General features: G+C 63.0%; 22 protein-coding genes. 6 read left to right on the top strand and 16 right to left on the bottom strand.

Features of this window, described 5'->3' with window-relative positions:
• Window positions 1-59: 59 nt before the first annotated feature.
• Window positions 60-2,063, bottom strand: coding sequence for a DNA primase (gene dnaG / locus PCLY_RS22965; RefSeq protein WP_061242665.1), 2,004 nt, complete (start codon window positions 2,061-2,063; stop codon window positions 60-62).
• Window positions 2,064-2,211: 148 nt separating this feature from the next.
• Window positions 2,212-2,427, bottom strand: coding sequence for a 30S ribosomal protein S21 (gene rpsU, locus PCLY_RS22960; protein ID WP_003290642.1), 216 nt, complete (start codon window positions 2,425-2,427; stop codon window positions 2,212-2,214).
• Window positions 2,428-2,630: 203 nt separating this feature from the next.
• On the opposite strand from rpsU, the gene tsaD reads away from it, so the two are divergent.
• Window positions 2,631-3,656 (top strand): tRNA (adenosine(37)-N6)-threonylcarbamoyltransferase complex transferase subunit TsaD, encoded by a 1,026-nt coding sequence (tsaD, locus tag PCLY_RS22955; protein ID WP_061242663.1) that lies wholly within the window; start codon window positions 2,631-2,633, stop codon window positions 3,654-3,656.
• Window positions 3,657-3,713: 57 nt separating this feature from the next.
• Here tsaD and plsY read toward each other — a convergent pair whose 3' ends face one another.
• Window positions 3,714-4,283, bottom strand: coding sequence for a glycerol-3-phosphate 1-O-acyltransferase PlsY (gene plsY, locus PCLY_RS22950; RefSeq protein ID WP_061242661.1), 570 nt, complete (start codon window positions 4,281-4,283; stop codon window positions 3,714-3,716).
• Window positions 4,284-4,358: 75 nt separating this feature from the next.
• On the opposite strand from plsY, the gene folB reads away from it, so the two are divergent.
• The gene (gene folB, locus PCLY_RS22945; RefSeq protein WP_061242659.1) at window positions 4,359-4,715 is read left to right on the top strand and encodes a dihydroneopterin aldolase; all 357 of its coding nucleotides are present in this window, start codon (window positions 4,359-4,361) and stop codon (window positions 4,713-4,715) included.
• Window positions 4,706-5,239, top strand: coding sequence for a 2-amino-4-hydroxy-6-hydroxymethyldihydropteridine diphosphokinase (gene folK / locus PCLY_RS22940; protein ID WP_061242657.1), 534 nt, complete (start codon window positions 4,706-4,708; stop codon window positions 5,237-5,239). Before folB ends, folK begins: the two co-directional genes overlap by 10 nt.
• 205 nt (window positions 5,240-5,444) lie before the next feature.
• Here the strand turns inward: folK and PCLY_RS22935 are convergent, their stop codons facing one another.
• The 12 genes from PCLY_RS22935 to PCLY_RS22880 form a co-directional block, all read right to left on the bottom strand.
• Window positions 5,445-6,674 (bottom strand): multifunctional CCA addition/repair protein, encoded by a 1,230-nt coding sequence (locus PCLY_RS22935; RefSeq protein WP_061242655.1) that lies wholly within the window; start codon window positions 6,672-6,674, stop codon window positions 5,445-5,447.
• A gap of 56 nt (window positions 6,675-6,730) precedes the next feature.
• Entirely contained in the window at window positions 6,731-7,243 is a 513-nt protein-coding gene (locus PCLY_RS22930; RefSeq protein ID WP_061242817.1) for a hypothetical protein, read from the bottom strand.
• 60 nt (window positions 7,244-7,303) lie between these two features.
• The gene (locus PCLY_RS22925; protein WP_061242653.1) at window positions 7,304-8,869 is read right to left on the bottom strand and encodes a SpoVR family protein; all 1,566 of its coding nucleotides are present in this window, start codon (window positions 8,867-8,869) and stop codon (window positions 7,304-7,306) included.
• Window positions 8,870-8,964: 95 nt separating this feature from the next.
• On the bottom strand, window positions 8,965-10,236 hold the full coding sequence (locus PCLY_RS22920; RefSeq protein WP_061242651.1) for a YeaH/YhbH family protein: 1,272 nt from the start codon (window positions 10,234-10,236) through the stop codon (window positions 8,965-8,967).
• A 74-nt stretch (window positions 10,237-10,310) separates the two neighbouring features.
• Window positions 10,311-12,233, bottom strand: a complete 1,923-nt coding sequence (locus PCLY_RS22915) for a PrkA family serine protein kinase (protein WP_061242649.1) — start codon at window positions 12,231-12,233, stop codon at window positions 10,311-10,313.
• Window positions 12,234-12,517: 284 nt separating this feature from the next.
• The gene (glpE, locus tag PCLY_RS22910; protein ID WP_061242647.1) at window positions 12,518-12,847 is read right to left on the bottom strand and encodes a thiosulfate sulfurtransferase GlpE; all 330 of its coding nucleotides are present in this window, start codon (window positions 12,845-12,847) and stop codon (window positions 12,518-12,520) included.
• A gap of 41 nt (window positions 12,848-12,888) precedes the next feature.
• Complete coding sequence (locus tag PCLY_RS22905) at window positions 12,889-13,707, bottom strand: symmetrical bis(5'-nucleosyl)-tetraphosphatase (protein ID WP_061242645.1); 819 nt, start codon at window positions 13,705-13,707, stop codon at window positions 12,889-12,891.
• A complete protein-coding gene (gene apaG / locus PCLY_RS22900; protein ID WP_061242643.1) occupies window positions 13,707-14,087 on the bottom strand; it encodes a Co2+/Mg2+ efflux protein ApaG in 381 nt (126 codons plus the stop codon). The genes PCLY_RS22905 and apaG overlap by 1 nt, the downstream gene beginning before the upstream one ends.
• A 29-nt stretch (window positions 14,088-14,116) precedes the next feature.
• On the bottom strand, window positions 14,117-14,926 hold the full coding sequence (gene rsmA, locus PCLY_RS22895) for a 16S rRNA (adenine(1518)-N(6)/adenine(1519)-N(6))-dimethyltransferase RsmA (RefSeq protein ID WP_061242641.1): 810 nt from the start codon (window positions 14,924-14,926) through the stop codon (window positions 14,117-14,119).
• A 113-nt stretch (window positions 14,927-15,039) separates the two neighbouring features.
• Window positions 15,040-16,035, bottom strand: coding sequence for a 4-hydroxythreonine-4-phosphate dehydrogenase PdxA (pdxA, locus tag PCLY_RS22890; RefSeq protein ID WP_061242639.1), 996 nt, complete (start codon window positions 16,033-16,035; stop codon window positions 15,040-15,042).
• Between the two features lie 103 nt (window positions 16,036-16,138).
• Window positions 16,139-17,431 (bottom strand): peptidylprolyl isomerase, encoded by a 1,293-nt coding sequence (locus PCLY_RS22885; protein WP_156458649.1) that lies wholly within the window; start codon window positions 17,429-17,431, stop codon window positions 16,139-16,141.
• Complete coding sequence (locus tag PCLY_RS22880; RefSeq protein WP_061242635.1) at window positions 17,412-20,201, bottom strand: LPS-assembly protein LptD; 2,790 nt, start codon at window positions 20,199-20,201, stop codon at window positions 17,412-17,414. Before PCLY_RS22880 ends, PCLY_RS22885 begins: the two co-directional genes overlap by 20 nt.
• Window positions 20,202-20,325: 124 nt before the next feature.
• Here PCLY_RS22880 and PCLY_RS22875 point away from each other — a divergent pair, with 124 nt between their 5' ends.
• The 3 genes from PCLY_RS22875 to PCLY_RS22865 are packed head-to-tail and all read left to right on the top strand — an operon-like array spanning window position 20,326 to window position 22,781.
• On the top strand, window positions 20,326-21,351 hold the full coding sequence (locus tag PCLY_RS22875; protein WP_061242633.1) for an aminoglycoside phosphotransferase family protein: 1,026 nt from the start codon (window positions 20,326-20,328) through the stop codon (window positions 21,349-21,351).
• Window positions 21,348-22,019 carry an N-acetylmuramate alpha-1-phosphate uridylyltransferase MurU gene (gene murU, locus PCLY_RS22870; protein WP_061242631.1) on the top strand — a complete coding sequence of 224 codons (672 nt, stop codon included), beginning with the start codon at window positions 21,348-21,350 and terminating at the stop codon, window positions 22,017-22,019. The genes PCLY_RS22875 and murU overlap by 4 nt, the downstream gene beginning before the upstream one ends.
• The gene (locus PCLY_RS22865) at window positions 22,020-22,781 is read left to right on the top strand and encodes a DnaJ domain-containing protein (RefSeq protein ID WP_061242629.1); all 762 of its coding nucleotides are present in this window, start codon (window positions 22,020-22,022) and stop codon (window positions 22,779-22,781) included.
• An 18-nt stretch (window positions 22,782-22,799) separates the two neighbouring features.
• Here PCLY_RS22865 and PCLY_RS22860 read toward each other — a convergent pair whose 3' ends face one another.
• A complete protein-coding gene (locus PCLY_RS22860) occupies window positions 22,800-23,780 on the bottom strand; it encodes an alpha/beta hydrolase family protein (RefSeq protein WP_061242627.1) in 981 nt (326 codons plus the stop codon).
• Window positions 23,781-23,858: the final 78 nt, after the last annotated feature.

Here is a 23,858-nt window from a genome sequence, read left to right as displayed (position 1 = left end):
ATCCACTGAAGGTCTTGGCGGGCTGAAAACAAGCCGAGGATTATACCTCAGCTTGCGCTTTAGGCGCCAGTTGGGGACTTGCTGCTCTGGGAGGAGGTCAAGCTGTAGTGCTCTCTGAGCAATGTCTTCTCCTCGTCGGTGAGCTCGCTGGGGCTTTTATGAATGATGCTGCGGAGCGCCTTTTCACGCCGCCTCTGCGATTGACTGTTTGCAAGTGTAGTAATGGTGTCGAAAAACTGCTGTTCAAGGTTGTCGCCCTGGATCAGCCATTCCTTCTCCGCCAGCGCCCGCAGCAGGCGACCTTGTTCGGTGCCGTGCCAGCGGGCGATCAGTTGCAGCGAACGCAGGTTGGGCGCTTTCTGCAGTGCGCCGACCAAGGCCACGAGAAGCTGGGCATAGGTGTCGTCTTCGTCGGCGAAATGGCTGACATCTTCGACCTTTTGCGCCAGGTGCGGATGGTGCAGCAAGGTGCGTAGGGCGATCAGGTGCGGTGATTCGACGCTCACCGCCGTGCGTGGGGCACGTGGGGCGAAGTCACCCTTGCCCTTTTTGTTGTTCCACTTGCCGCTGGCATCTTTTTTCCAGCTGCCTTTGCCGCCTTCGTTACTGCGCTCGTAGTGCTGCTGGGGCGGTGCGGGCTGCTCGTAACCGCCGACGTCCGGCAGGTTGTCGTAGTAGGCGCTGTCGGGAATATCGCCGTAATCCGGGTAATCGCCGCCGGTCGCCTGACTGGTGGGGGCGGGGGCGTGGCTGCGCGGAGCGCTGACGACCTGGCTCAGGGCTTCGCCGGACAGGCCGGTGATCTCGCTCAGGCGCTGGCGCATCAGGGCGCGCAAGTTGTTGCCGGGAATCTTGTCGATCAGCGGTGCGGCTAGGGTCACCAGGTGCGCCTTGCCTTCCAGTGAGCGCGGGTCGGCCTCTTCGCAAAGCTGCTGGAAGAAGTAGTCGGCCAGCGGTTGGGCGTGCTGGTTGATGCGGGCGCGGAAGGCGTCGGTGCCCTCGGCGCGCACCAGGGTGTCCGGGTCCTCGCCGTCGGGCAGGAACAGAAAACGCGCGCGGCGGCCGTCCTGCAGGCTCGACAGGGTCGACTCCAGGGCGCGCCAGGCGGCATTGCGCCCGGCAGCGTCACCATCGAAGCAGAACAATACGCTGGGCACGATGCGGAACAGGCGCTTGAGGTGTTCTTCGCTGGTGGCGGTGCCCAGGGTTGCCACGGCATTGCGCAACCCTTGCTGGGCCAGGGCGATGACGTCCATGTAGCCTTCGACCACCATGATCTCGTCGAGGTCGCGGTTGTGCTTGCGTGCCTCGTACAGGCCGTAGAGTTCCTGGCCCTTGTGGAACACCGGGGTTTCCGGTGAGTTGAGGTACTTGGGCTTGTCGTCGCCCAGAACCCGGCCGCCGAAGGCGATCACCCGGCCGCGGCTGTCGCGGATGGGGAACATGATGCGGTCGCGGAAGCGGTCGTAGCGCCTGCCGTTCTCGGCGTTCTCGATCAGCAGGCCGGCGTCGATCATCACTTTCTGCTGCAGGGCGTCGGCGCCCAGTTGCTTGAGCAGGTTGTCCCAGCCGGGCGGGGCGAAACCGATGCCGAAGTCGCGGGCGATCTCGCCGGTCAGGCCGCGGCCCTTGAGGTAGTCCACGGCGTATTTACGCTGCGGGTGACTTTTCAGGGCCTGGCGATAGTGCTCGGCGGCGGCATTGAGCAGCGGGTAGAGCGGTGAGTCCACCGGCTGCCGGGGTTTGTGTCCGCGCCCGCTTTCTTCGCGCGGTACGTCCATGCCGGCGCGCTTGGCCAGTTCCTCGATCGCCTGGGGGAACTCCAGTTGATCGTGGTCCATGACGAAGCCGAGGGCATTGCCGCCGGCGCCGCAGCCGAAACAGTAGTAGAACTGCTTGTCCGGGCTGACGGTGAAGGAGGGGGTCTTTTCCTTGTGGAAAGGACAGCAGGCGCTGTAGTTCTTGCCGGTCTTTTTCAGCTGGATGCGCGAACTCACCACATCGACGATGTCGGTGCGGTTGAGCAGATCATCGATGAAGGATTGCGGAATCAGGCCGGCCATAGGCGCTCAGGATACTGCTCGGCACGGGCGCCGGACAGCGGATTGGTACAAATGCAAAAAACTCCGACCATTCGCCGGCTGGCGAAGCGGAGTTCTGTAAATGCAATGCCCGGCCGAAGCCGGGCATTCGAGCGCTGCTTGTACTGTATTAGTACAGGCGAACGCTGCGGCGCTGCTCGCGCTGCACTTTCTTGGCGTGACGCTTAACAGCGGCAGCGGCCTTGCGCTTACGCTCAGCGGTCGGCTTTTCGTAGAATTCGCGGCTACGAACTTCAGCCAGTACACCGGCTTTTTCGCAGGAGCGCTTGAAACGACGCAGGGCTACGTCGAAGGGTTCGTTCTCTTTAACTTTGACGGCTGGCATCCAGGTCGTACCTATCTTTAATTACCGGGTTAACGCGTACCCGGCAATGTGGCTCGGGGTGCGTCGGTTTTTAAGGGTTGCGGATGTTACCGTTTCGAGCCGAGGAATGCAAAGGCCTCTGATCGAAAAGCACTGGCCGCTCCGCCGGGCGGCGCTTATCATGCGCGCCTTTGTTCCACGCGGCAAATCAAGGCTCAAGCTCCATGCTCGTACTGGGATTGGAAACCTCCTGCGATGAAACCGGTGTCGCACTCTATGACAGTGAGCGCGGCCTGCTGGCTGACGCCCTGTTCAGCCAGATCGACCTGCATCGCGTTTACGGTGGCGTAGTGCCCGAATTGGCCTCGCGCGACCACGTCAAACGCATGTTGCCGCTGATCCGCCAGGTGCTGGATGAGGCGGGCAAGCAGGCCAGCGATATCGACGCGCTGGCCTACACGGCGGGCCCCGGGCTGGTCGGCGCGCTGCTGGTCGGTGCGTCCTGCGCCCAGGCGCTGGCCTTTGCCTGGGGCGTGCCGGCGGTTGGCGTACACCATATGGAAGGTCATCTGCTGGCACCGATGCTGGAAGAGCAGCCGCCAGCCTTTCCGTTCGTCGCCTTGTTGGTGTCCGGCGGGCACACCCAGCTGGTACGAGTCGATGGCATCGGTCAGTACCAGTTGCTCGGTGAGTCGCTGGACGACGCCGCCGGTGAAGCCTTCGACAAGACTGCCAAGCTGATGGGGCTGAATTATCCGGGGGGGCCGGAAATAGCTAAGCTGGCCGAGCAGGGCACGCCGGGGCGTTTCGTCTTCCCGCGGCCGATGACTGATCGTCCGGGCCTGGATTTCAGCTTCAGCGGCCTGAAGACATTCGCCCTGAATACCTGGCAACAATGCCGCGACAGCAGTGACGACCTCGACCAAGCCCGTCGCGACATCGCGCTGGCCTTCCAGCAGGCAGTAGTCGAGACTCTGACCATCAAGTGCAAGCGCGCGCTCAAGCAGAGCGGGCTGAAGAGCCTGGTGATCGCCGGCGGCGTGAGCGCCAACAAGGCGTTGCGCGAGCATCTGGAGCGCATGCTGGGCGAGATGAAGGGCAAGGTGTTCTATGCGCGGCCGCGTTTCTGTACCGACAATGGCGCGATGATCGCCTACGCCGGTTGCCAGCGTTTGCTGGCCGGGCAGCATGAGGACCTGGCGATCAAGGTGCAGGCGCGCTGGCCGATGGAGTCGCTGCCGGCGATTTAATTGAGCCTAAGCCCTGTGGGCGCGGCTTCAGCCGCGATTTTCTTTCCAGCAGGTTGCTTAAAAACGCCGTTCGCTACCGGCGAACAGATCGCGCAGATTGCGGCGATGTCGCCAGACGATCAGTGCGGTCAGCACGCAAGCTGGCAGCAAGGCGGCTGGTTGCTGCCAGGCCAGCAGGGGGAGCGTCAGCGGCGTGGCGATCAGTGAGGCCAGCGAGCTGGTGCGGGTGAGCAGGAACACCAGGGCCCATGCCGTCAGGGCGAGCAAGGCGGCCGGCGGATAGAGGCCTAGCAGCATGCCGGCGGCAGTGGCTACGCCCTTGCCGCCGCGAAAGCGGAAGTACAGCGGGTAGAGGTGGCCAACGACGGCTGCCAGGCCGATCCAGGCTTGCTGATGCAGGCTGAGGCCGAGCAGCTTGGCGATCAGGATCGGGAGCAGACCCTTGAACAGATCGCCGATCAGCGTCATGACGGCGAGCTTCTTGCCGGCGACGCGCAGCATGTTGGTGGCGCCGGGGTTGCCCGAGCCACTGGCGCGCGGGTCAGGCCCGCCTGCAAGTCGGCTGAGCAGGATGGCGAAGGACAACGAACCGAGCAGGTAGGCAAGGATTGCCAGAAGCCAGAACATGGGGGCCATTCCTAGGCATGGGGTGGTCCGATTCTAACGAGGTGCAGCGCCCTTGTCGTGGCGCGGAGAGTGCGGGTGGACAGAGTATTTATCGAGGGGCTGGAGGTCGATACGGTGATCGGCGCCTACGATTGGGAGCGCGACATTCGCCAGTGCCTGCGCCTGGACCTGCAGATGGGCTGGGACAACCGGCCGGCTGCAGCCGGTGACGACCTCAACCTGGCGCTCGACTACGCCAGCGTGTCCACGCGCATTCAGGCGTTCGCCGCCGATTCGCAGTTCATCCTGGTCGAAACCTTCGCCGAGCGTCTGGTTCAGACCCTGATGGAAGAATTCAACATTCCCTGGATGCGCCTGAAACTGACCAAGCCTGGTGCGGTTCCCGCTGCACGCGGTGGTGTGGGCGTGGAGATCGAGCGCGGATGCCTCTGACTCGGGTGTTTCTCGGCCTCGGCAGCAACATCGAGCGCGAGGCTCATCTTGTCGCCGGCCTCGAGGCGTTGGCCGGGCTGCTCTGCGATATGCGCTGCTCGCCGGTGTTCGAGAGCCACGCCGTGGGCATCAAGAGCGGCAACTTCTTCAATTTGGTGGTGGTGGGTGAGACGGAGCTGCCGTTGCTGGAGCTGGACCGCCGGTTGAAGTTCATCGAGGCCGACAATGGCCGCTACGCGCCGGAGCGCAAGGGGCTGCCGCTGGACATCGACGTGCTGCTGTATGGCGAGCAGGTCGGCAACTACAACGGCCTGATCCTGCCGCGCGCGGAAATTCTCAAGAATGCTTTCGTGCTCAGACCGCTGGCTCTGCTGGCTCCCGAGGTATGCCATCCAGTCGATGGGCGTTCGTTCGCGCAGTTGTGGGCGTCTGCGCAGATCGATCAGCAGCTGTGGCCGGCGGCCTTCCAGTGGCGTGGCGCCGAGCTGACGCCCGCTGAGCTGTTGCAGGCGCACTCGTCGTAGCCGGACTCGACCGGTGGCGGCGGATTTATCCGCGAAAATTGGCGACAGAGTGCCCGCCAGGATCGCGAATGAATCTCCTACACAAGAGCCATTCCTACACCGTATGTGCTTGGGAGCACGATCGGTAGGAGCGGATTTATCCGCGAAAAAGCGGGCCGCGGAGCTGTGGTGATCGCGGCTGAAACGGAATGCCGCCCAGCCGCTCCTACGAGGAGTGCTGTTCCTTGTAGGCCTTGAGTGCATTCAGACGCTCGCGATTGAGCGCTTCGCCCAACTCCGCGCCCTTGAATCCCTTCTCCAGTAGCGGTTTGACCGGCACCTGGCGTGCGCTCTCGGCGGCGCCCAACAGGTAGGCGGCCTGCGGGTACTGGCGTTGCTCCAAGCCCAGGCGACCGCGTGCATCCATCTCGCAGGCGGCGACGAACTCGGCGAAACGTTGCGGGCGGCGGAACACGTCGAAGCGCTGTAGTAGCTCCAGGAGTGTCGAAGGGCGTAGCTCCAGGGCGCGGTGGCCATGGGTGTGAAACTCGCCGACCAGCAGTGCCAGTTCGGCGCAGTCGCGTGGTGCCTTGCAGCGTTCGTTGACCGCCTGGATCAGGGCAAGCCCTCTGTGCTCGTGGGCGATATGACGTGGCCACTCGTCCTCTGGCGTCAGGCCTTTGCCCACGTCATGCAGCAGGCACGCCCAGCGCACGTTCAGCGGTTGGTCGTGCTCTGCGCACTGGTACAGCACGCTCAGCACGTGCACCCCGGTATCCACTTCCGGGTGATGCGCCTGCGGTTGCGGCACGCCGAACAGGTCGTTCACTTCCGGCAGCAGGGCGGCCAATGCGCCGCAGTCGCGCAGCACCTGGACGAATACCTCGGGGCGCGGCTCCATCAGCGCGCGGGATATTTCCTTCCAGCTACGCTCGGCGGTGAGGTGGCCCAGTTCGCCGGAATCGGCCAGCTGGCGCATCAGTTCGAGAGTTTCTGGCGCGACACTGAAACCGAGCGGCGCATAACGCGCGGCGAAGCGGGCGACGCGCAGAACACGCAGCGGATCTTCGGCGAATGCCGGGGAAACGTGGCGCAGGAGGCGAGCGGCAAGGTCCTGCTGGCCGCCGTAGGGATCGATCAGGTTGCCTGCATCGTCCTCGGCCATGGCATTGACGGTCAGGTCGCGGCGGATCAGGTCCTGCTCCAGCGTGACGTCGGGGCTGGCGTGGAAGGTGAAGCCACCATAGCCACGGCCGCTCTTGCGCTCGGTGCGGGCCAGGGCGTACTCCTCGCCCGTCTGCGGGTGCAGGAATACCGGGAAATCGGCGCCAACCGGGCGGTAGCCGAGTTCCTGCATCTGTTCTGCACTGGCGCCGACCACGACCCAGTCCACTTCACTGACAGGGCGGCCGAGCAGGCGATCACGGACTGCGCCGCCAACTTTGTAGATCTGCATGTGTGTTCCTCCACTGAGCGCAGAGGATACCGAAGAACGCGGCACGCTGCGCCGCGCTAAGGCCTGGCCAGGGGGATCTGTTCCGTCAGCACCTGAACGGCACGCCCCAGCAGTTCGGCGCTGTCGCGTGCTGGGCTCAGACCAGTGCTGATCAGCCCTTCCCAGAGGATGCGCCCATTGAGATCGGTCAGGCGCAGGCGCAAGGTGCCGGTCTCGTCACGCAAGCGATGGATGGCCTGATAAGGGCCGAGCGGGTTGGGCGGCGGAACGTCGGCCTTGAACAGCAGCGGGCCGTCCTGCACGGCCAGCCAGTAATAGACACGCAGTTGCGGCTGCTGGCTCTCGTGATAGCCGCGGGTGGAAAGACCATGACGCAACAGGCGCGGCAGTTGGTGATAGCGCTCGGGGAAGGGCGCGTCGCCCTCCAGGCTGGCCTGCGGATCGATCAGCTCGAAACTGGGACGCCCGGCGAGTGAGGCGTCGCCAGGGTTGAGGATGCGTGCCTGGGGGATATGGCTGGTACAAGTGGCCAGCCCCAGGCACAGGAGAATGACAAGAAATAGGCGCATGCACGGCATCTCGCGGAGTCTGCCTCGATGCTGATGGCCTCAGCCATACCCGGCAACCGATCAAATGGGTGGAATGATCAGATCCAGCCGCGGGTATTCGCTGTCGTTCTCCGAGTTGCTACGCGGTGGAACATGTTGGGTGGTGATCAACTGGTCACCCTGACACACCTCCAGGTGGATATCGAAACCCCAGAGCCGATGCAGGTGCTTGAGCACCTCGCCGGTGGACTCGCCCAGCGGCTTGCGGTCGTGCTGCTGGTGGCGCAGGGTCAGCGAGCGGTCGCCACGGCGGTCGATGTTCCAGATCTGCACATTGGGCTCGCGGTTACCCAGGTTGTACTGTGCTGCGAGCAACTCGCGGATGGTGCGGTAGCCGGGCTCGTCGTGAATGGCCGGCACCAGCAGTTCGTCCTTCTGGTCGTCGTCCAGGATGCCGAACAGCTTGAAGTCGCGGATCACCTTGGGTGAGAGGAACTGCAGGATGAAGCTCTCGTCCTTGAAGCTGTTCATGGCGAATTTGAGCGTAGTCAGCCAGTCACTGCCGGCGATATCCGGGAACCAGCGTTTGTCCTCTTCGGTGGGTTCCTCGCAGATACGGCGGATGTCGCGGTACATGGCAAAACCCAGCGCGTAGGGGTTGATGCCGCTGTAGTAGGGGCTGTCGAACGGTGGCTGGTAGACCACGCTGGTGTGCGACTGCAGGAACTCCATCATGAAGCCGTCGGTAACCAGGCCTTCGTCGTACAGGTCGTTCATCAGGGTGTAGTGCCAGAAGGTGGCCCAGCCTTCGTTCATCACCTGGGTCTGGCGCTGCGGGTAGAAGTACTGGGCGATCTTGCGCACGATGCGGATCACTTCGCGCTGCCAGGGTTCGAGCAGGGGCGCGTGTTTTTCCAGGAAGTAGAGGATGTTTTCCTGCGGTTCGGCGGGGAAACGCTTGTTGTCCTTCTCGCCGCCCTTGTCCGCACTTTTGGGAATGGTGCGCCACAAGTCGTTGATCTGTTTCTGCAGGTGCTCCTCGCGCTCCTTCTGGCGCCGCCGCTCTTCCTCGGCGGAGATGGGATAGGGGCGCTTGTAGCGGTCGACGCCGTAGTTCATCAGGGCATGGCAGGAATCCAGCAGTTCTTCCACCGCGTCGATACCGTAACGCTCCTCGCACTGCATGATGTACTGCTTGGCGAAGACCAGGTAATCGATGATCGAGCTGGCGTCGGTCCAGGTGCGGAACAGGTAGTTGCCCTTGAAGAAGCTGTTATGGCCGTAGCAGGCGTGGGCGATCACCAGTGCCTGCATGCAGATGGTGTTCTCCTCCATCAGGTAGGCGATGCAGGGGTCGGAGTTGATCACGATCTCGTAGGCCAGGCCCATCTGCCCGCGCTTGTAGCCTTTTTCGGTGGCCAGGAAGTGCTTGCCGTACGACCAGTGGTGATAGCCCAGCGGCATGCCGACCGAGGCGTAGGCATCCATCATCTGCTCGGCGGTGATCACTTCGATCTGGTTGGGGTAGGTGTCCAGCGCATAGCGTTCGGCGATGCGCGCGATTTCCTTGTCGTACTGGCGGATCAGGTCGAAGGTCCACTCCGACCCAGTGGAGATCGGTTGACGTTTCTTGGCGGTGGCGCTCATGGCGTGGCCCTCTCAGAACCTATTTACGACCTGCTGCGCTTTCTCGCCTGCTCGTGCCTTGCATGCCTCTAGCCCGCAAGGTCCTGAGCAGGTTCTTAACTCACCAGGCGACGCTGGAACAGTTCGCGGAATACCGGGTAGATGTCCGCGGCGGACACCAGTTGCTGCTGGGCGAAGCTGTCGGCGTAGGCCTCGGCCACCTGTTCGTACTCGAACCACAGCGCCTGGTGCTCACGTGGGGTGATCTCGACGTAGGTGAAGTACTGCACGAACGGCATGATCTGGTTGATCAATATATCCCGGCATACCGGCGAGTCGTCGTTCCAGTTGTCGCCGTCCGACGCCTGGGCGGCGTAGATATTCCACTCGTTGATCGGGTAGCGCTCGGCCATCACTTCCTGCATCAGCTTCAGCGCACTGGAGACGATGGTGCCGCCGGTTTCGCGGGAGTAGAAGAACTCTTCCTCGTCCACTTCCTTGGCACTGGTGTGGTGGCGGATGAAGACCACATCGATCTTGTCGTAGTTGCGCTTGAGGAACAGGTACAGAAGGATGAAGAAGCGCTTGGCCACATCCTTGGTGGCCTGGGTCATGGAGCCGGACACGTCCATCAGGCAGAACATCACCGCCTTGGAGCTGGGGTTGGGTTGCTTGGTCAGCAGGTTGTACTTGAGGTCGAAGGTGTCGAGGAAGGGCACGCGGTGAATGCGGGCGCTGAGCCGTTCGATCTCCTCTACCAGCGCCTGGATATCGCCGAAGTTATCTGGCTCTTCCCTGCGCAGACGTTCCAGTTCGGCCTTGGCTTCGCGCAGTTTGGCGCGGCTGGAGCCGGACAGGGCGATGCGCCGTGCATGGGCTGAGCGCAAGGTGCGGACGATGTTGATGCGTGAGGGGTTGCCCTCGTTGCTGATGCCGGCGCGCACGGTCTTGAAGGTTTCTGCCCCGGTCAGGTGGCGCTTGACCAGGTTGGGCAGCTCCAGGTCCTCGAACATGAAGTCGAGGAACTCCTCCTGGGTGATCTGGAACACGAACTCGTCCATGCCTTCGCCGGAGTTGCTCGCCTTGCCGCTGCCACGCCCCGCGCCACCGCCTTGCGGGCGCGGAATGCGTTCGCCGGTGGTGAACTCCTTGTTACCGGGGTGGACGATGGTCTGCTTGCCGCCGCGACCATGATGCAGCACCGGCTCGTCGATATCGCGTCCGGGAATGCTGATCTGCTCGCCGTGCTCCATATCGGTGATGGAGCGTCGGCTGACGGCGTCCTCCACCGCCTTCTTGATGTGTTCACGATAACGCCGCAGAAAGCGCTGGCGGTTCACCGTGCTCTTGTTCTTGCCGTTGAGGCGCCGGTCGATCACGTAGCTCATGACATCTCCCTAGCCCGCCCGTAAACACAGGCGGGCAGCGAATGACCCAGCGCGCCGCGCGCGCCGGACAGGGCTTACTGAGACTTGCGAACCCGCAGGTACCACTCCGACAGCAGGCGCACCTGCTTCTCGGTGTAGCCACGCTCGACCATGCGTTTGACGAAGTCGTTGTGTTTCTGCTGATCCTCCTTGCTGCCTTTGGCGTTGAAGCTGATGACCGGGAGCAGGTCCTCGGTGTTGGAGAACATTTTCTTCTCGATCACCACGCGCAGCTTCTCGTAGCTGAGCCAGGTGGGGTTCTTGCCGTTGTTGTTGGCGCGGGCGCGCAGCACGAAGTTGACGATCTCGTTGCGAAAATCCTTCGGGTTGCTGATGCCAGCTGGCTTCTCGATCTTCTCCAGCTCCTCGTTGAGCGCCACACGGTTGAGGATTTCGCCGGTTTCCGGGTCGCGGTATTCCTGATCCTGAATCCAGAAGTCGGCGTACAGCACGTAGCGGTCGAAGATGTTCTGCCCGTACTCGCTGTAGGACTCCAGGTAAGCGGTCTGAATTTCCTTGCCGATGAATTCGATGTAGCGCGGCGCCAGGTATTCCTTGATGTAGCGCAGGTAGCGCTCGCGGACCTCGGCGGGGAACTGTTCCTGCTCGATCTGCTGCTCCAGCACGTAGAGCAGGTGCACCGGGTTGGCGGCGATTTCGTGTGGGTCGAAGTTGAACACCTTGGACAGGATCTTGAAGGCGAAGCGGGTCGACAGACCGTTCATGCCTTCATCGACGCCGGCGCTGTCACGGTATTCCTGGATCGACTTGGCTTTCGGGTCGGTATCCTTGAGGTTTTCGCCGTCGTAGACGCGCATCTTCGAGTAGATGTTGGAGTTCTCCGGCTCTTTCAGGCGCGACAGGGTGGAGAACTGGGCGAGCATCTTCAGGGTGTCGGGCGCGCAATGGGCCTTGGCCAGCGAGCTGTTGATCAGCAGCTTGTCGTAGATCCTGATCTCGTCGGTCACGCGCAGGCAGTACGGCACCTTGACGATGTAGATACGGTCGATGAACGCCTCGTTGTTCTTGTTGTTGCGGAAGCTGTGCCACTCCGATTCGTTGGAGTGGGCCAGCAGGATGCCGCTGTAGGGAATCGCGCCGAGGCCTTCGGTGCTGTTGTAGTTGCCTTCCTGGGTGGCGGTCAGCAGGGGGTGCAGCACCTTGATCGGTGCCTTGAACATCTCGACGAATTCCATCAGGCCCTGGTTGGCCCGGCATAGCGCACCCGAGTAGCTATAGGCGTCGGCATCGTTCTGCGGGTATTCCTCCAGCTTGCGGATATCCACCTTGCCGACCAGGGCGGAGATGTCCTGGTTGTTCTCGTCGCCCGGCTCGGTCTTGGCCACGGCGATCTGGTTGAGGATCGACGGGTAGAGTTTGACCACGCGGAACTGACTGATGTCACCGCCGAACTCCTGCAGGCGCTTGGTGGCCCAGGGCGACATGATCGAGCTGAGGTAGCGGCGCGGGATGCCGTAGTCCTCTTCGAGGATCGCGCCGTCCTCGGTGGCGTTGAACAGTCCCAGCGGCGACTCGAAGACCGGCGAGCCCTTGATGGCATAGAAGGGCACTTTCTCCATCAGTTGCTTGAGCTTCTCGGCCAGCGAGGATTTGCCGCCGCCCACCGGGCCGAGCAGATAGAGGATCTGCTTCTTCTCTTCCAGGCCCTGCGCGGCATGACGGAAGTAGGAGACGATCTGGTCGATACATTCTTCCATGCCATGGAAGTCGGCAAAGGCCGGATAACGGCGGATGACCTTGTTGGAGAAGATGCGTGACAGCCGCGAATCGCTGGAGGTGTCCAGCAGTTCCGGTTCGCCAATGGCCATCAGCAGGCGTTCGGCCGCAGTGGCGTAAGCGCTGCGATCCTGTTTGCACAGTTCGAGGTACTCCTGCAGCGAGTACTCCTCCTGGCGGGTCGCCTCGAAACGTTGTTGGAAGTGACTGAAAATGCTCATGACTTCACCTCGCTCGATGCTGAAAGCTGGCTCGGGATCGGTCGTGCGTGCAGGTGCTGGGTAACCCCGGCTCGGATATGAGTCGGGAAGAATCCCCCAAAACCTAAAAGTCGTTACCGATGGCCCGATGCCGGTTTGCCGGCTCTACCTTCAGTGGGATGGCCTGAGTAACAGAATAGTTCGTTCTGCAGAGCGTCAAGGGCAGGACAACGATAACTGGATGTTACCGTACGTCGGGAAGTGGCGGCAGGCCAGAGCGGGCGCGGCTTACCGCCTGCACAAATTTATTCTTCGGAACTTTGTGCGGTCTCGCTTGGGTAGGTAGCGCGCCACAGCTCGAAGCCGCCGTCGAGGCTGTAGACCTCGGAGAAGCCCTGGCCGACCAGATAGGCCGCCGCGCTCTGGCTGGAGTTGCCGTGGTAGCAGGAGACGATCAGCGGCGCGTCGAGGTCGGCGTGGCTGATGAAGTCGTGCAGCGAGTGGTTGTCCAGGTGGCGCGAGCCGCTGATATGGCCATTGGCGAAGCTGTGGGGGTCGCGGATGTCGACCACCACGGCGCCCTGGGCGCGCAACTCTTGTGCCTGTTGCGGGGAGATTCGCTTGAATTCGCTCATGTTCGTGGCCTTTGCGTGATTCTTGGGGGCGCCTCGGGCGCTTATTCCTTGGGACAGGTGCAGCGGCGAAGTTCTCCGCTGTCGACGTCGAGCAGGGTCATCGCACCGCCCCACACGCAGCCGGTGTCCAGTGCATAGAGGCCGGGCTCCGCGCAGTTGCCTTCCAGCGATGCCCAGTGGCCGAAGATGATCTTCTCGCCGCGCATCTTGCGCTGCGGATGGCTGAACCAGGGGGCGAAGCCTGGCGGTGCGCTGCCGACGCCTTCCTTGCTCTTGAGGTCCAGCGTGCCGTCGGCCTTGCAGAAGCGCATACGGGTGAAATAGTTGGTGATCACCCGCAGGCGGGTTACGCCGTGCAGTTCCTTGTTCCACTTGGCCGGTTCGTTGCCGTACATGCCATCGAGAAACAGTGGCAGGCGGGCATCGTCACGCAGCGCCTCTTCGACTTCGGCGGCGCGGCGCAGCGCCTTGCTCAGTGTCCATTGCGGCGGGATGCCGGCATGCACCAGGGTCACCTTGCGCTCGGCGTCGTGGTGTACCAGTTTCTGCCGGCGCAGCCAGTCGAGCAGGTCGTTGCGATCCGGGGCGTCGAGTATCTCGCGCAGGGTATCGCCTTTCTTCAGTCGCTCGATGTTGTGCGCCACCGCCAGCAGATGTAGGTCGTGGTTGCCCAGCACGCAGGTGACTGCATGGCGAATGGAGTAGAGAAAACGCAGGGTTTCCAGCGACTGCGGGCCGCGGTTGATCAGATCACCCACCAGCCACAGCTGGTCATGCGTCGGATCGAAAGACACCTGCTCGAGCAGGCACTTGAGCGGCTTCAGGCAACCCTGGAGGTCGCCGACGGCGTACACCGCCATCAGTGAAGTGCCCCCGGTACAGCCAGGCGGAACGGCGCGATGGTCGCGTCGAAGCGTTTGCCGTCCTCGGCGAGCATCTGGTAGCTGCCCTGCATGGTGCCGACCTGGGTGGCCATGACGGTGCCGCTGTTGTAGGTGTGGCTGGCGCCGGGCTCAATGTGCGGCTGCTGGCCGATTACGCCAGCGCCGCGGACTTCCTGCACGCGACCGTCACCGTCGGTGATGATCCAGTGACGCGACAGCAACTGGGCCGCTAGCTCGCCGTTATTGACGATGGTCACGGTGTAGGAGAACGCGTAGCGGTTCTGCTCCGGCTGCGATTGCGCGGCCAGGTAGCGAGTGGTGACGCTGACGTCGATCTGATAACGAGGGTCGGACATGCGAATGATCCGTTGGGCGTGATTGCAGTTTAGTCCTGCGCAGCAGAAGGCTGCAGAGCCAGTTGATCGGCCAGACGAACGAAGGCGGCCAGGTCCAGCTGCTCGGGGCGCAGGCTGCCGTCGACAGCCGCTGCCTCGATGGCGTCGGCCGGCATCAGTTGCTTGAGCGTGTTGCGCAGGGTCTTGCGGCGCTGGTTGAAGGCTTCGCGCACGACGCGTTCGAGCAGGCGGTGGTCCTTGGCCGGATGTGGCAGCGTCTCATGCGGCACCAGGCGCACGATGGCCGAGTCGACCTTCGGCGCCGGGTTGAAGGCACCAGGGCCAACGTTGAACAGGTGTTCCACGCGGCAGTGGTACTGCACCATGATCGACAGACGGCCCCAATCGCCGCCGCCCGGGCCTGCAGCCATACGCTCGACCACTTCCTTTTGCAGCATGAAGTGCATGTCGCGAATCAGCGTTGCGTTGTCCAGCAGGTGGAAAATCAGCGGTGTGGAGATGTTGTAGGGCAGGTTGCCGACCACGCGCAGGCTGCGTGGCGCCGCGTCGAGGCGGGCGAAGTCGAACTTCAGCGCGTCGCCCTGATTGAGTTGAAAACGCGGGTTGCTGCCGAACTTGGCTTGCAGGATCGGGATCAGGTCGAGGTCGAGTTCGATCACGTCGAGTTGCGCGCCGCTGCCCAGCAGGCCTTCGGTCAGGGCGCCCTGGCCAGGGCCGATCTCCAGCAGGCGCTCGCCTTCCTTGGCGCGAATGGCGCGCAGGATGCGGTCGATCACCCCGGCGTCATGCAGGAAGTTCTGGCCAAAGCGCTTGCGCGCGCGGTGTTGGTATTCGGACATGTACGGCTCCGCGCAGCGCCTCGAGGCGTGGTGCTCGAGGCTGGATGCAAAAAAGAAAGTCGCACAGTCTACCAGCGAATGGCCCTGCGGGCGCGGGCCTTGGTCTCAGCGGGTCATTGCCTGCGGCTGGCGGCCATCTGGTAGGCGGTTTCCAGTGCGACCTGCAGGCTGCCGATGTCCACCTTGCCGGTGCCGGCCAGATCCAGCGCCGTGCCATGGTCCACCGAGGTGCGGATGATCGGCAGGCCCAGGGTGACGTTCAGCGCGGCGCCGAAGCCCTTGAACTTGAGTACCGGCAGGCCTTGGTCGTGGTACATGGCCAATACGGCATCGGCATGTTCCAGATACTTCGGGGTGAACAGGGTGTCGGCTGGCAGCGGGCCGATCAGGTTCATGCCTTGCGCACGCAGGCGCTCCAGCGTCGGCTCGATGATCTCGATTTCCTCGCGGCCCAGATGGCCGCCTTCGCCTGCGTGTGGATTGAGCCCGCAGACCAGAATGCGCGGCTGGGCGATGCCGAACTTGTCTTGCAGATCCGCATGCAGGATGCGGGTGACGCGTTCCAGACGCTCGGCGGTGATGGCGGCAGCGACATCCTTCAGTGGCAGGTGCGTGGTGACCAGTGCCACGCGCAAGCCACGGGTCGCCAGCATCATCACTACCTGCTGGGTATGGGTCAGTTCGGCGAGAAACTCGGTGTGGCCGGAGAAGGCGATGCCCGCTTCGTTGATCACGCCTTTGTGCACGGGCGCCGTGATCATTCCGGCAAAGCTGCCATCCAGGCAGCCCTGACCCGCGCGGGTGAGGGTTTCCAGCACGTAAGCGGCGTTGGTGGGGTTCAGTTGGCCTGGGGTTACCTGGGCTGCCAGTGGCGTATCCCAGACGTACAGGGTGCCTGCCGCTGCAGGTCGCTCGGGCCATTGCTGCGCATCGACCGCGAGCAGTTCGATGGACAAACCCAACTGCTGGGCGCGCTCTGCCAGCAAGTGGCGGCTGGCGATGGCGACCAGGGGCGCGGGCTGGGCCTGCTGAGCCAGCAGCAGGCAGAGATCGGGGCCGATGCCGGCGGGCTCGCCTGGGGTGAGGGCAAAGCATTGCTGCGCAGTCATGGTCGTTCTCTGTCTGTATGGGCGCGGAGGGCCAGTTTACGCTGGCGGGCCAATAACGAAAAAGCCCGGCACTGGGGCCGGGCTTTGCTACGCGATAACGCTGTTACAGCTTGGTCTCGACGTAGGCTTCGTCGCGGATCTGGCGCAGCCAGGCCTGCAGCTCTTCGTCGTACTTGCGGTTGCGCAGCAGATTGGCAGCCTGTTGCTTGCGGAACTCCTCGCTGTTGTCCGTGGCGCGGCGCCCCAGAACCTGCAGCACATGCCAGCCGTAAGGGCTCTTGAACGGTTTGGACAGCTCGCCACTGGCGGTGTTGTTCATCACCTCGCGGAACTCGGGCACCAATGCGTTCGGGTCGATCCAGTTCAGGTCGCCACCATTGAGCGCAGAGCCTGGATCTTCGGAGAAATTCTTCGCCAGTTCGGCAAAGTCTTCCCCGGCGAGAATACGCTGATACAGGCGCTCCACCAATCGGCGGGTTTCTGCTTCACTGCGAATTTCGCTGGGCTTGATCAGGATGTGGCGCACATGCACTTCGTCGCGCACCTGGGTATCGCCGCCGCGCTTCTCGATCAGCTTGAGGATGATGAAGCCGCCCGGTGTACGCACCGGCTCGGTAACTTCGCCCGGGTTCAGCTGACTGATCATGGTGTCGAATGGCGGCGGCAGCTGACCGGCTTTGCGCCAGCCCATTTCGCCGCCTTCCAGGGCGTTCTCGCTGGCAGAGCGGGAGACCGCCAGTTGAGCGAAGTCCGCGCCCTGCTGCAGTTGCTGGTACAGCTCCTGCGCCTGACGGTCGGCCGCCTGGATTTCGCTGGAGGATGCCCCCTCGGAAACCGGAATCAGGATGTTGGCCAGGCGGAACTCTTCCGACAGCTGCATCTTGCCCAGGTCGGAGGCGAGGAAGTTCTGCACTTCCTGGTCGGTGACCTGGATGCGCTCGGCCACACGACGCTGGCGCACGCGGCTGATGATCATCTCGCGGCGAACCTGGTCACGCGCATCGGCATAGGACAGGCCGTCACGTGCCAGCGCTTCGCGGAACTGCTCCAGACTCATGCCGTTGCGCTGGGCAATGGTGCCCATGGCCTGGTTCAGCTCTTCGTCGGTGATACGGATGCCGGAGCGTTCACCGATCTGCAGCTGGATGTTCTCGATGATCAGACGTTCGAGCACCTGTTGGCTGAGTACATGCTCGGGCGGCAGAGAGCCGCCACGCTTGTCGATGGTTTGTTGCACTTCACGCAGGCGAGCATCGAGTTGGCTCTGCATGACCACGTCGTTGTCGACGATGGCCACGACGCGATCCAGTGGGCGAACCTGGGCCTGAGCCGTTGCCGCCAGCAGGACTGCGCCCAACAGCAGGGGGCGCAGGCAATCAGAAAGCTTGGTCTTCACGTTCACGGTAACCTTGAATGCCTTGGTCGAGGAAAGTTTCCACCTTGTTGCCAACAACGCCGCCGAGGCCCTTGAGGACGATCTGCAGGAAGATGCCGCGGTCTGGCTCGTCGTTGCGCGATGGGTCGAGGCTGACTTCGTCGTAATCGATCCAGTAGCGGTTGATCAGGCGCAGCTTCCAGCAGCAACTGTCGTATTCGAAACCACCGAAGGCTTCGAGCGTGCGGTTGCGGCCATAGTCGTACTGCCAGCGCGAGATCAGGCTCCACTGCGGAGCCAGCGGCCAGATGACGGAGAAGTCATGCTGGTCGATCTTGTAGTAGTTCTTGATGTAGTTGGGGTTCGGTTGCCCGTTGTCCAGGGTCGCGTTGCCGTAGTCCGGGTTGGTGGTCCAGGTACCGCTGTCACGGTCATAACGCACGGTGTCGTTACGATAGCGATAGCCGAAGTTGACGATCTTTCCCGGGTTGTCTTCTGGCTGGTAGTGGAACATCGCGCTGCCCGAACGGGTAGCGTGCTGGTCCGGATCCCAGTTGAAGGTCGACGAGAAGCGCCAGTCGCGGTTGAAGCGATACAGGTACGCCAACGCGTAAGGCGACACGTCCGCGGTGGCTTCCTCGCGGGTGCGGTAATCGATGCCTGGCAGTTGCACCTTGCGGTCTTCGAAGTAGAAGGCCTGACCAATGCTGAAACGCTGACGCTCGAAGCCGTTCGGCTCGATCCAGCGGCTGGTCACGCCCAGCGACAACTTGTTCTCGTCGCCGATGCGATCCTTGCCGCTGAAGCGGTTCTCGCGCCACAGCGAGGCGTAGCTGAAGGTCGGTTCGCCAGTGTCGAATACCGGGATATCGGTCTGGTCTTCTTCCGGAACATAGAGGTAGAAGGCGCGCGGTTCCAGGGTCTGACGGAAGTCCTTGCCGAACAGCTGGGTGTTGCGGTCGAAGTACAGGCCGCTGTCGAGGCTGAACAGGCCGACGCCACGACTCTGCGTACCCTTGTACTCCTGCTCGGCAAGAAGGGTGTTCTTGCCCTGCTGATCCAGGCTGAGGTCGTAGTTGGTCTGCAGGTACTTGACCTGCGGCTTGATGTAGCCCCAGGACCAGTCCAGCGGCAGGCTAACACCAGGCTCGAGGTGCAGACGCTCGCCATCGGCTCTTGCCAGGCCAACCAGTCGTTCGTCGTACCAGAGGTCTTGCGGGCGCCCCGTCACACCGTCTTTGTCGACGAAGAAGCCCGAGCGCAGGTTGCGATCGAAACGCACGTATTCGGTGCCATAGGTGAAGTCCAGGCCGCCCGGATTGAAGGGCAGTTTGCCGTCCAAGTTGATCTGCGGCAGGCGATCATAAGGCGTTACGTCGGTGATATTGGCCAGCTTGTATGCATGCAGATTCAAGCGTGCGGTGTAGCTGTCGCCGCGATAGGTCAGGGTGCCGCGTTGGTCGACGTAGGTTTGCTTGTCGATGCCCAGGTCGGTATTCAGATCCTGGAAGTAGTAGGGGTCGCTGATATCGGTGTAGTCGACTTCGGCGAGCAGACGCGAGTTCAGGCCCTGCTTGTGCTGCCAGCTGTACATCCAGCGCTGATCTTCGTACTCGGACTGCAGTTTGCGCTCGTCGTCCTCGTCATTCAGCCATGCACCGCCGACCTGGCCTTCGCTGCTTTCGGTCAGGTAGCGGAACTCTCCTTCCATCAGCAGGCCGCGTTTGGCCATATAGGTCGGGTACAACGTGGCGTCGTAGTTCGGCGCCAGGTTGAAGTAATACGGCGTTTGCAGCGAGAAACCGTTGCTGCTCGACGTGCCGAGGCTCGGCGGCAGGAAGCCGGACTGGCGACGGTCATCGATCGGGAAATAGATGTACGGGGTATAGAACACCGGAATGTCCTTGACCCGCAGCGTCACGTTGGTCGCGGTGCCGAAGCCGGTCGCCGGGTTCAGGGTGATGTTGTTGCCCTTCAGGTGCCAGGCATTGTCACCGGGTTCGCAGCGGGTATAGGTACCGTCCTTGAGGCGGATGATCGCGGTCTCTTCACGCTTGGCGTAGAGCGCGCTGCCGCGTACGTGGGCCTGGTGCATGACGTACTCGGCGTTGTCGATCTTGGCTTCGCCGTTGTCCAGTTGCAGCTCGGCGCGATCACCGACCACCAGCGTGCCTTTGTCGCGCAGGCGCACGTTGCCGACCAGTTCGCCACGGTTTTCCGTCTGATGCAGGCTGGCTTCGTCGGCCTCGACCTGCAGGCCGGATTGACGCAGCACGACGTCGCCCGCGAGGGTGGCGATCTGCTTTTCCTGCTCGAAGCGCGAGGCCTTGGCTGAAACGAACATCGGCGACTCGTCCAGCGGCGTGGTGTCATCCATGCCCGGACGCAGCGGCTCGACATAGGCACCTGCACAGTACGGACCGGCCTCGGCCAGTTGCGCGGCAGTCAACTTGTCGCGCGGAACCCAGTCCAGGTGACTGTAGTCAGGGCTACGCGAGGCGAGGGCGCGGCCCTTGCTCTCGGTAACCAGCACCGGTGCCGCGTCCTGCTTGGCTACGGCCTCGCTGGTGGCGCCGCCCGTGCTGACAGCATCGCGGCTGTGCACCGGGCGCGGAGGCAGGGCGCTGGCCGCTGATTTCGGCGCGCAGGCCCAGCTGCCCGTTGGCGAAGCCTGGCAATCATATTGCTCGGCGGCAAAGGACTGTAGGCTGAATACGGGCTGTAAGGCCAGGAAACTGCCGGTAACCAGCAGTGGGAATTTTTTGCGGAACGCGGGATGTTTTACTGCCATCTTGTTAGTCCGGGCTTCCTGCGCGTTATCGGCCCAGGGGCCGCACGCCTCTCGATGGGCTGAAAAAGATGCTGGATAATAAAGCATGACCCGCGCAACGGCTAGCGCCGTCGGAGACCCCTTGATGTCTGAACACGATGTACGTCTGCAACAGCTGCACACCTGGCTCGCCGAGCAACTGCCCCTTCTGTTCGCCGCGCGCGACTGGGGGGCGGTGCCTGCCGCCGAGCTCACTGCGGCCAGTAGTGACGCCAGTTTTCGCCGTTATTTTCGCTGGCAGGCGGGTGCGCGCAGCCTGATTCTGATGGATGCACCGCCGCCGCAGGAAAACTGCGAGCCGTTCGTTCGTATCGCTGCCCTGCTGGCCAGTGCAGGTGTGCATGTGCCGCAGGTATTGGCTGCCGATCTGCAACAGGGTTTCCTGATTCTCGACGATCTGGGCCAGCAGACCTATCTGGACGTCATAAATGAACACAACGCCGACAAGCTGTTCGACGACGCCATCAATGCCTTGCTGCAGCAGCAGCGCCTGCCGCTCGATGGCAACCTGCCGCATTACGACGATGCCTTGCTGCGTCGTGAGTTGCAGCTGTTTCCAGAGTGGTATGTGCAGCGCCATCTGCAGCGTACCTTTACACCTGAACAAGAGGCCGCCTGGCAGCGCATCAGCCAGTTGCTGATCGACAGCGCCCTGGCGCAGCCCAAGGTGGTGGTGCACCGCGACTTCATGCCGCGCAACCTGATGCAGAGCACGCCTAATCCTGGGGTGCTGGATTTCCAGGACGCGGTCAACGGCCCGGTTACCTACGACATCACCTGCCTGTTCAAGGATGCGTTTCTCAGTTGGCCCGAAGCGCGAGTGCAGGATTGGCTGCAGGATTACTGGCAGCGCGCGAAAGCGTCGGGTATCCCGGTGCAGCCAGCGTTCGAGGACTTTCTGCGCGCCAGCGACCTGATGGGTGTGCAGCGCCACCTCAAGGTCATCGGCATCTTCGCGCGCATCTGTCACCGCGATGGCAAGCCCAAGTACCTGGGCGACGTGCCGCGTTTCTTCGCTTATATCGAGGCCGTGCTGGCTCGCCGACCGGAGTTGGCCGAGCTGGGTGAACTGTTGGCCACTCTGGCAGTGGATGAAGGGGCGCGTGCATGAAGGCGATGATCCTCGCAGCGGGCAAGGGTGAGCGCATGCGCCCGCTGACCCTGCATACGCCGAAACCGCTGGTGAAGGCGGCCGGCGTGCCGTTGATCGAGTACCACATCCGGGCACTGGCGGCGGCGGGATTCACCGAGCTGGTGATCAACCACGCCTGGCTGGGCCAGCAGATCGAGGACCATCTGGGCGATGGTTCGCGCTTTGGCGTACGGATCGTCTATTCACCCGAGGGAGAGCCGCTGGAGACCGGCGGCGGCATCTTCAAGGCGCTGCCGCTACTGGGCGCTGAGCCGTTTCTGGTGGTCAATGGCGACGTCTTCACCGACTACCCTTTCGCTGCGTTACGCAAACCGCTCGCCGGCCTGGCGCACCTGGTACTGGTGGATAACCCGGCGCATCACCCGCAGGGCGATTTCGTCGTGACAGAGGGGCAGGTGAGTGATGCAGACGAGGCGGGGGAGCGGTTGACCTACAGCGGTCTCGCCGTACTGCATCCGCGTCTCTTTGCTGGTGCTACGCCTGGCGCGTTCAAGCTGGCGCCGCTGCTGCGTGAGGCCATGGCGGCAGGGCAGGTCAGTGGTGAGCGTTATGGCGGCTGCTGGGTCGATGTCGGTACCCACGAGCGCCTGGCCGAGGTCGAGCGTTTGTTGCAGGAGGCTCGTTAGGTGTTGTGGCCGGCCACTATGCTCGGCGCCGCGGCCGGACTCGCTCTGGCCAGCATTCCAGGTGCCTTGCTGGGCGGGTTGCTTGGCCAGGTGCTGGATCGCCGACTGCGCCTGCATGGTTGGGACAACCTGCGCGAGCGTCTGGGGGGTCGTGCTGCGCCGGCGGATGACGAGCTGCTGTTTCTGATGCTGGGGCGTCTGGCCAAGAGCGACGGCCGGGTGGTGCAGAGCCATATCCAGCAGGCGCGCTCGGAAATGCAACGGTTGGGATTGGACCCGCTGGCTCAGCGGCGCGCCATCGAAGCTTTCGCTCGAGGCAAGACCGGGCGTGACAATCTGCGTGCTCCTCTGCAGCGTCAGCGCGAACGCGCGGATGCCATGCTGCGAGCCTGTTGGCGCATGGCCTGGGTCGATGGGCGAGTGTCGGCCAGTGAGCATGAGCTGATTCTGCTCTGGGGCAAATGGCTCGGCTGGGACAGTGCCCGACTCGATAGCCTGGGCGACGAATACGCACCGCGCCGCAGTCAGCAACCCACGCCTGCCGGGGGCAGTTACCAGGAGGCGCTGCGGCTGCTGGGCGTGGACGAAAGTAGTGAGCCTGAGCAGATCAAGCGTGCCTACCGGCGCCTGCTCAGTCGTCATCACCCGGACAAGCTGGCAGGTTCAGGCGCTTCACCTGAGCGCATTCGTGAGGCGACCGACATCACGCGACAACTGCATCAGGCCTATGCGCTGATTCGTCAGCGTCGGGGGATGCGCTAGTCGAGCTTTTTTGCCCTGCTAGCTGCCGGCGGCGCGTATATGCAGTTTCAGCCAGCCACGTATGCGGCGGTAGAGCTGCTCTTCCTGGACATCCAGATTGCCCGGCAGCGCCTTCATCGCCACCTGTATATAAGTGGGCAGCTTGGCCCGCTTGCTGGCCTGCAGGCGTTTCAGGGCTGCGCTGCGATCGGTGGCCTGGTCCTTGTAGAAGAAGTCGCCGGTGGCCACCGGCAGTTGCGCGACCAACTCGTCCAGCGGTGGAGCGAAGCCTGTGGGCAGTTCGGCCGCCACCATCAGCAGGTTCTGCACATTCGCGGGCTTGCGTTCGTTCAGGTAGCGCGCGGCCCAGTAGGCGCCGCTGCCGTGGCCGAGCAGGACGATTTCCTTGGCCTGCTGCTGGCTGGCGAAGGCAATGGCGGCGTCGATGCGCGCCATCACACGCTCGACGTGAGCCTGACGCCGTTGCTCCGGGCTGTCCGTGGGCTGTGCGCCGTCCGCCGCAGGAGCCCTGCTATCGGCTGCGGGAGCGTTCTCGGTCGTGGCAGGTTCACCTTGCGCAGCTGCAGCTTCGGCGCTGGCATCACGCAGCGGCAGCGGGTCGCCATCGGGGTCCGGCAGCGTCAGGCTCAGACTGTGCCAGCCAGCGTCCGGCAGCTTGCGCCGCAACGGACCGACGGCCGCAGCACCGTCGGCGTTTTCCACGTCACCAGGCACCAGGATCACCGCCCCACTGGGCTCGCCAACGTTGGCCGGAAGCCACAGGGCGAGGAAACTCTCGGTGCCGGCCTGCAGCATCTGCTGCTCGCGTTTGTCCAGGCGTTGCTCCAGTGCAAGTGCGTCGCTGACGCTCCGCTCGGGCAGTGGCGCACGTTCGTTCGATGACGGTGTGCCGGCCTCGCCAGGCGCAGTGCTCTGAGCGTCCTGGGTCGGCTCCTGTGCCCAACTCGTGGCGGCGCAGAACAGGCAGAAACCGAACAGTGCGAGTGAGTTGAGACGCATCGATGAAGCTCCTTGGGGTCTGCTGCAGAGCCTGACAGGCCGTTGAAAAGCGTAGGCGACCGATGGCAGAGCCGAAAG

Origin of the sequence: Ectopseudomonas composti, from assembly GCF_001567565.1 — a bacterium.
GTDB classification, from domain to species: Bacteria; Pseudomonadota; Gammaproteobacteria; order Pseudomonadales; family Pseudomonadaceae; genus Aquipseudomonas; species Aquipseudomonas composti_A.
The sequence above is the reverse complement of the archived record's forward strand: the minus strand, read 5'-3'. Positions and strand labels throughout refer to the sequence as shown.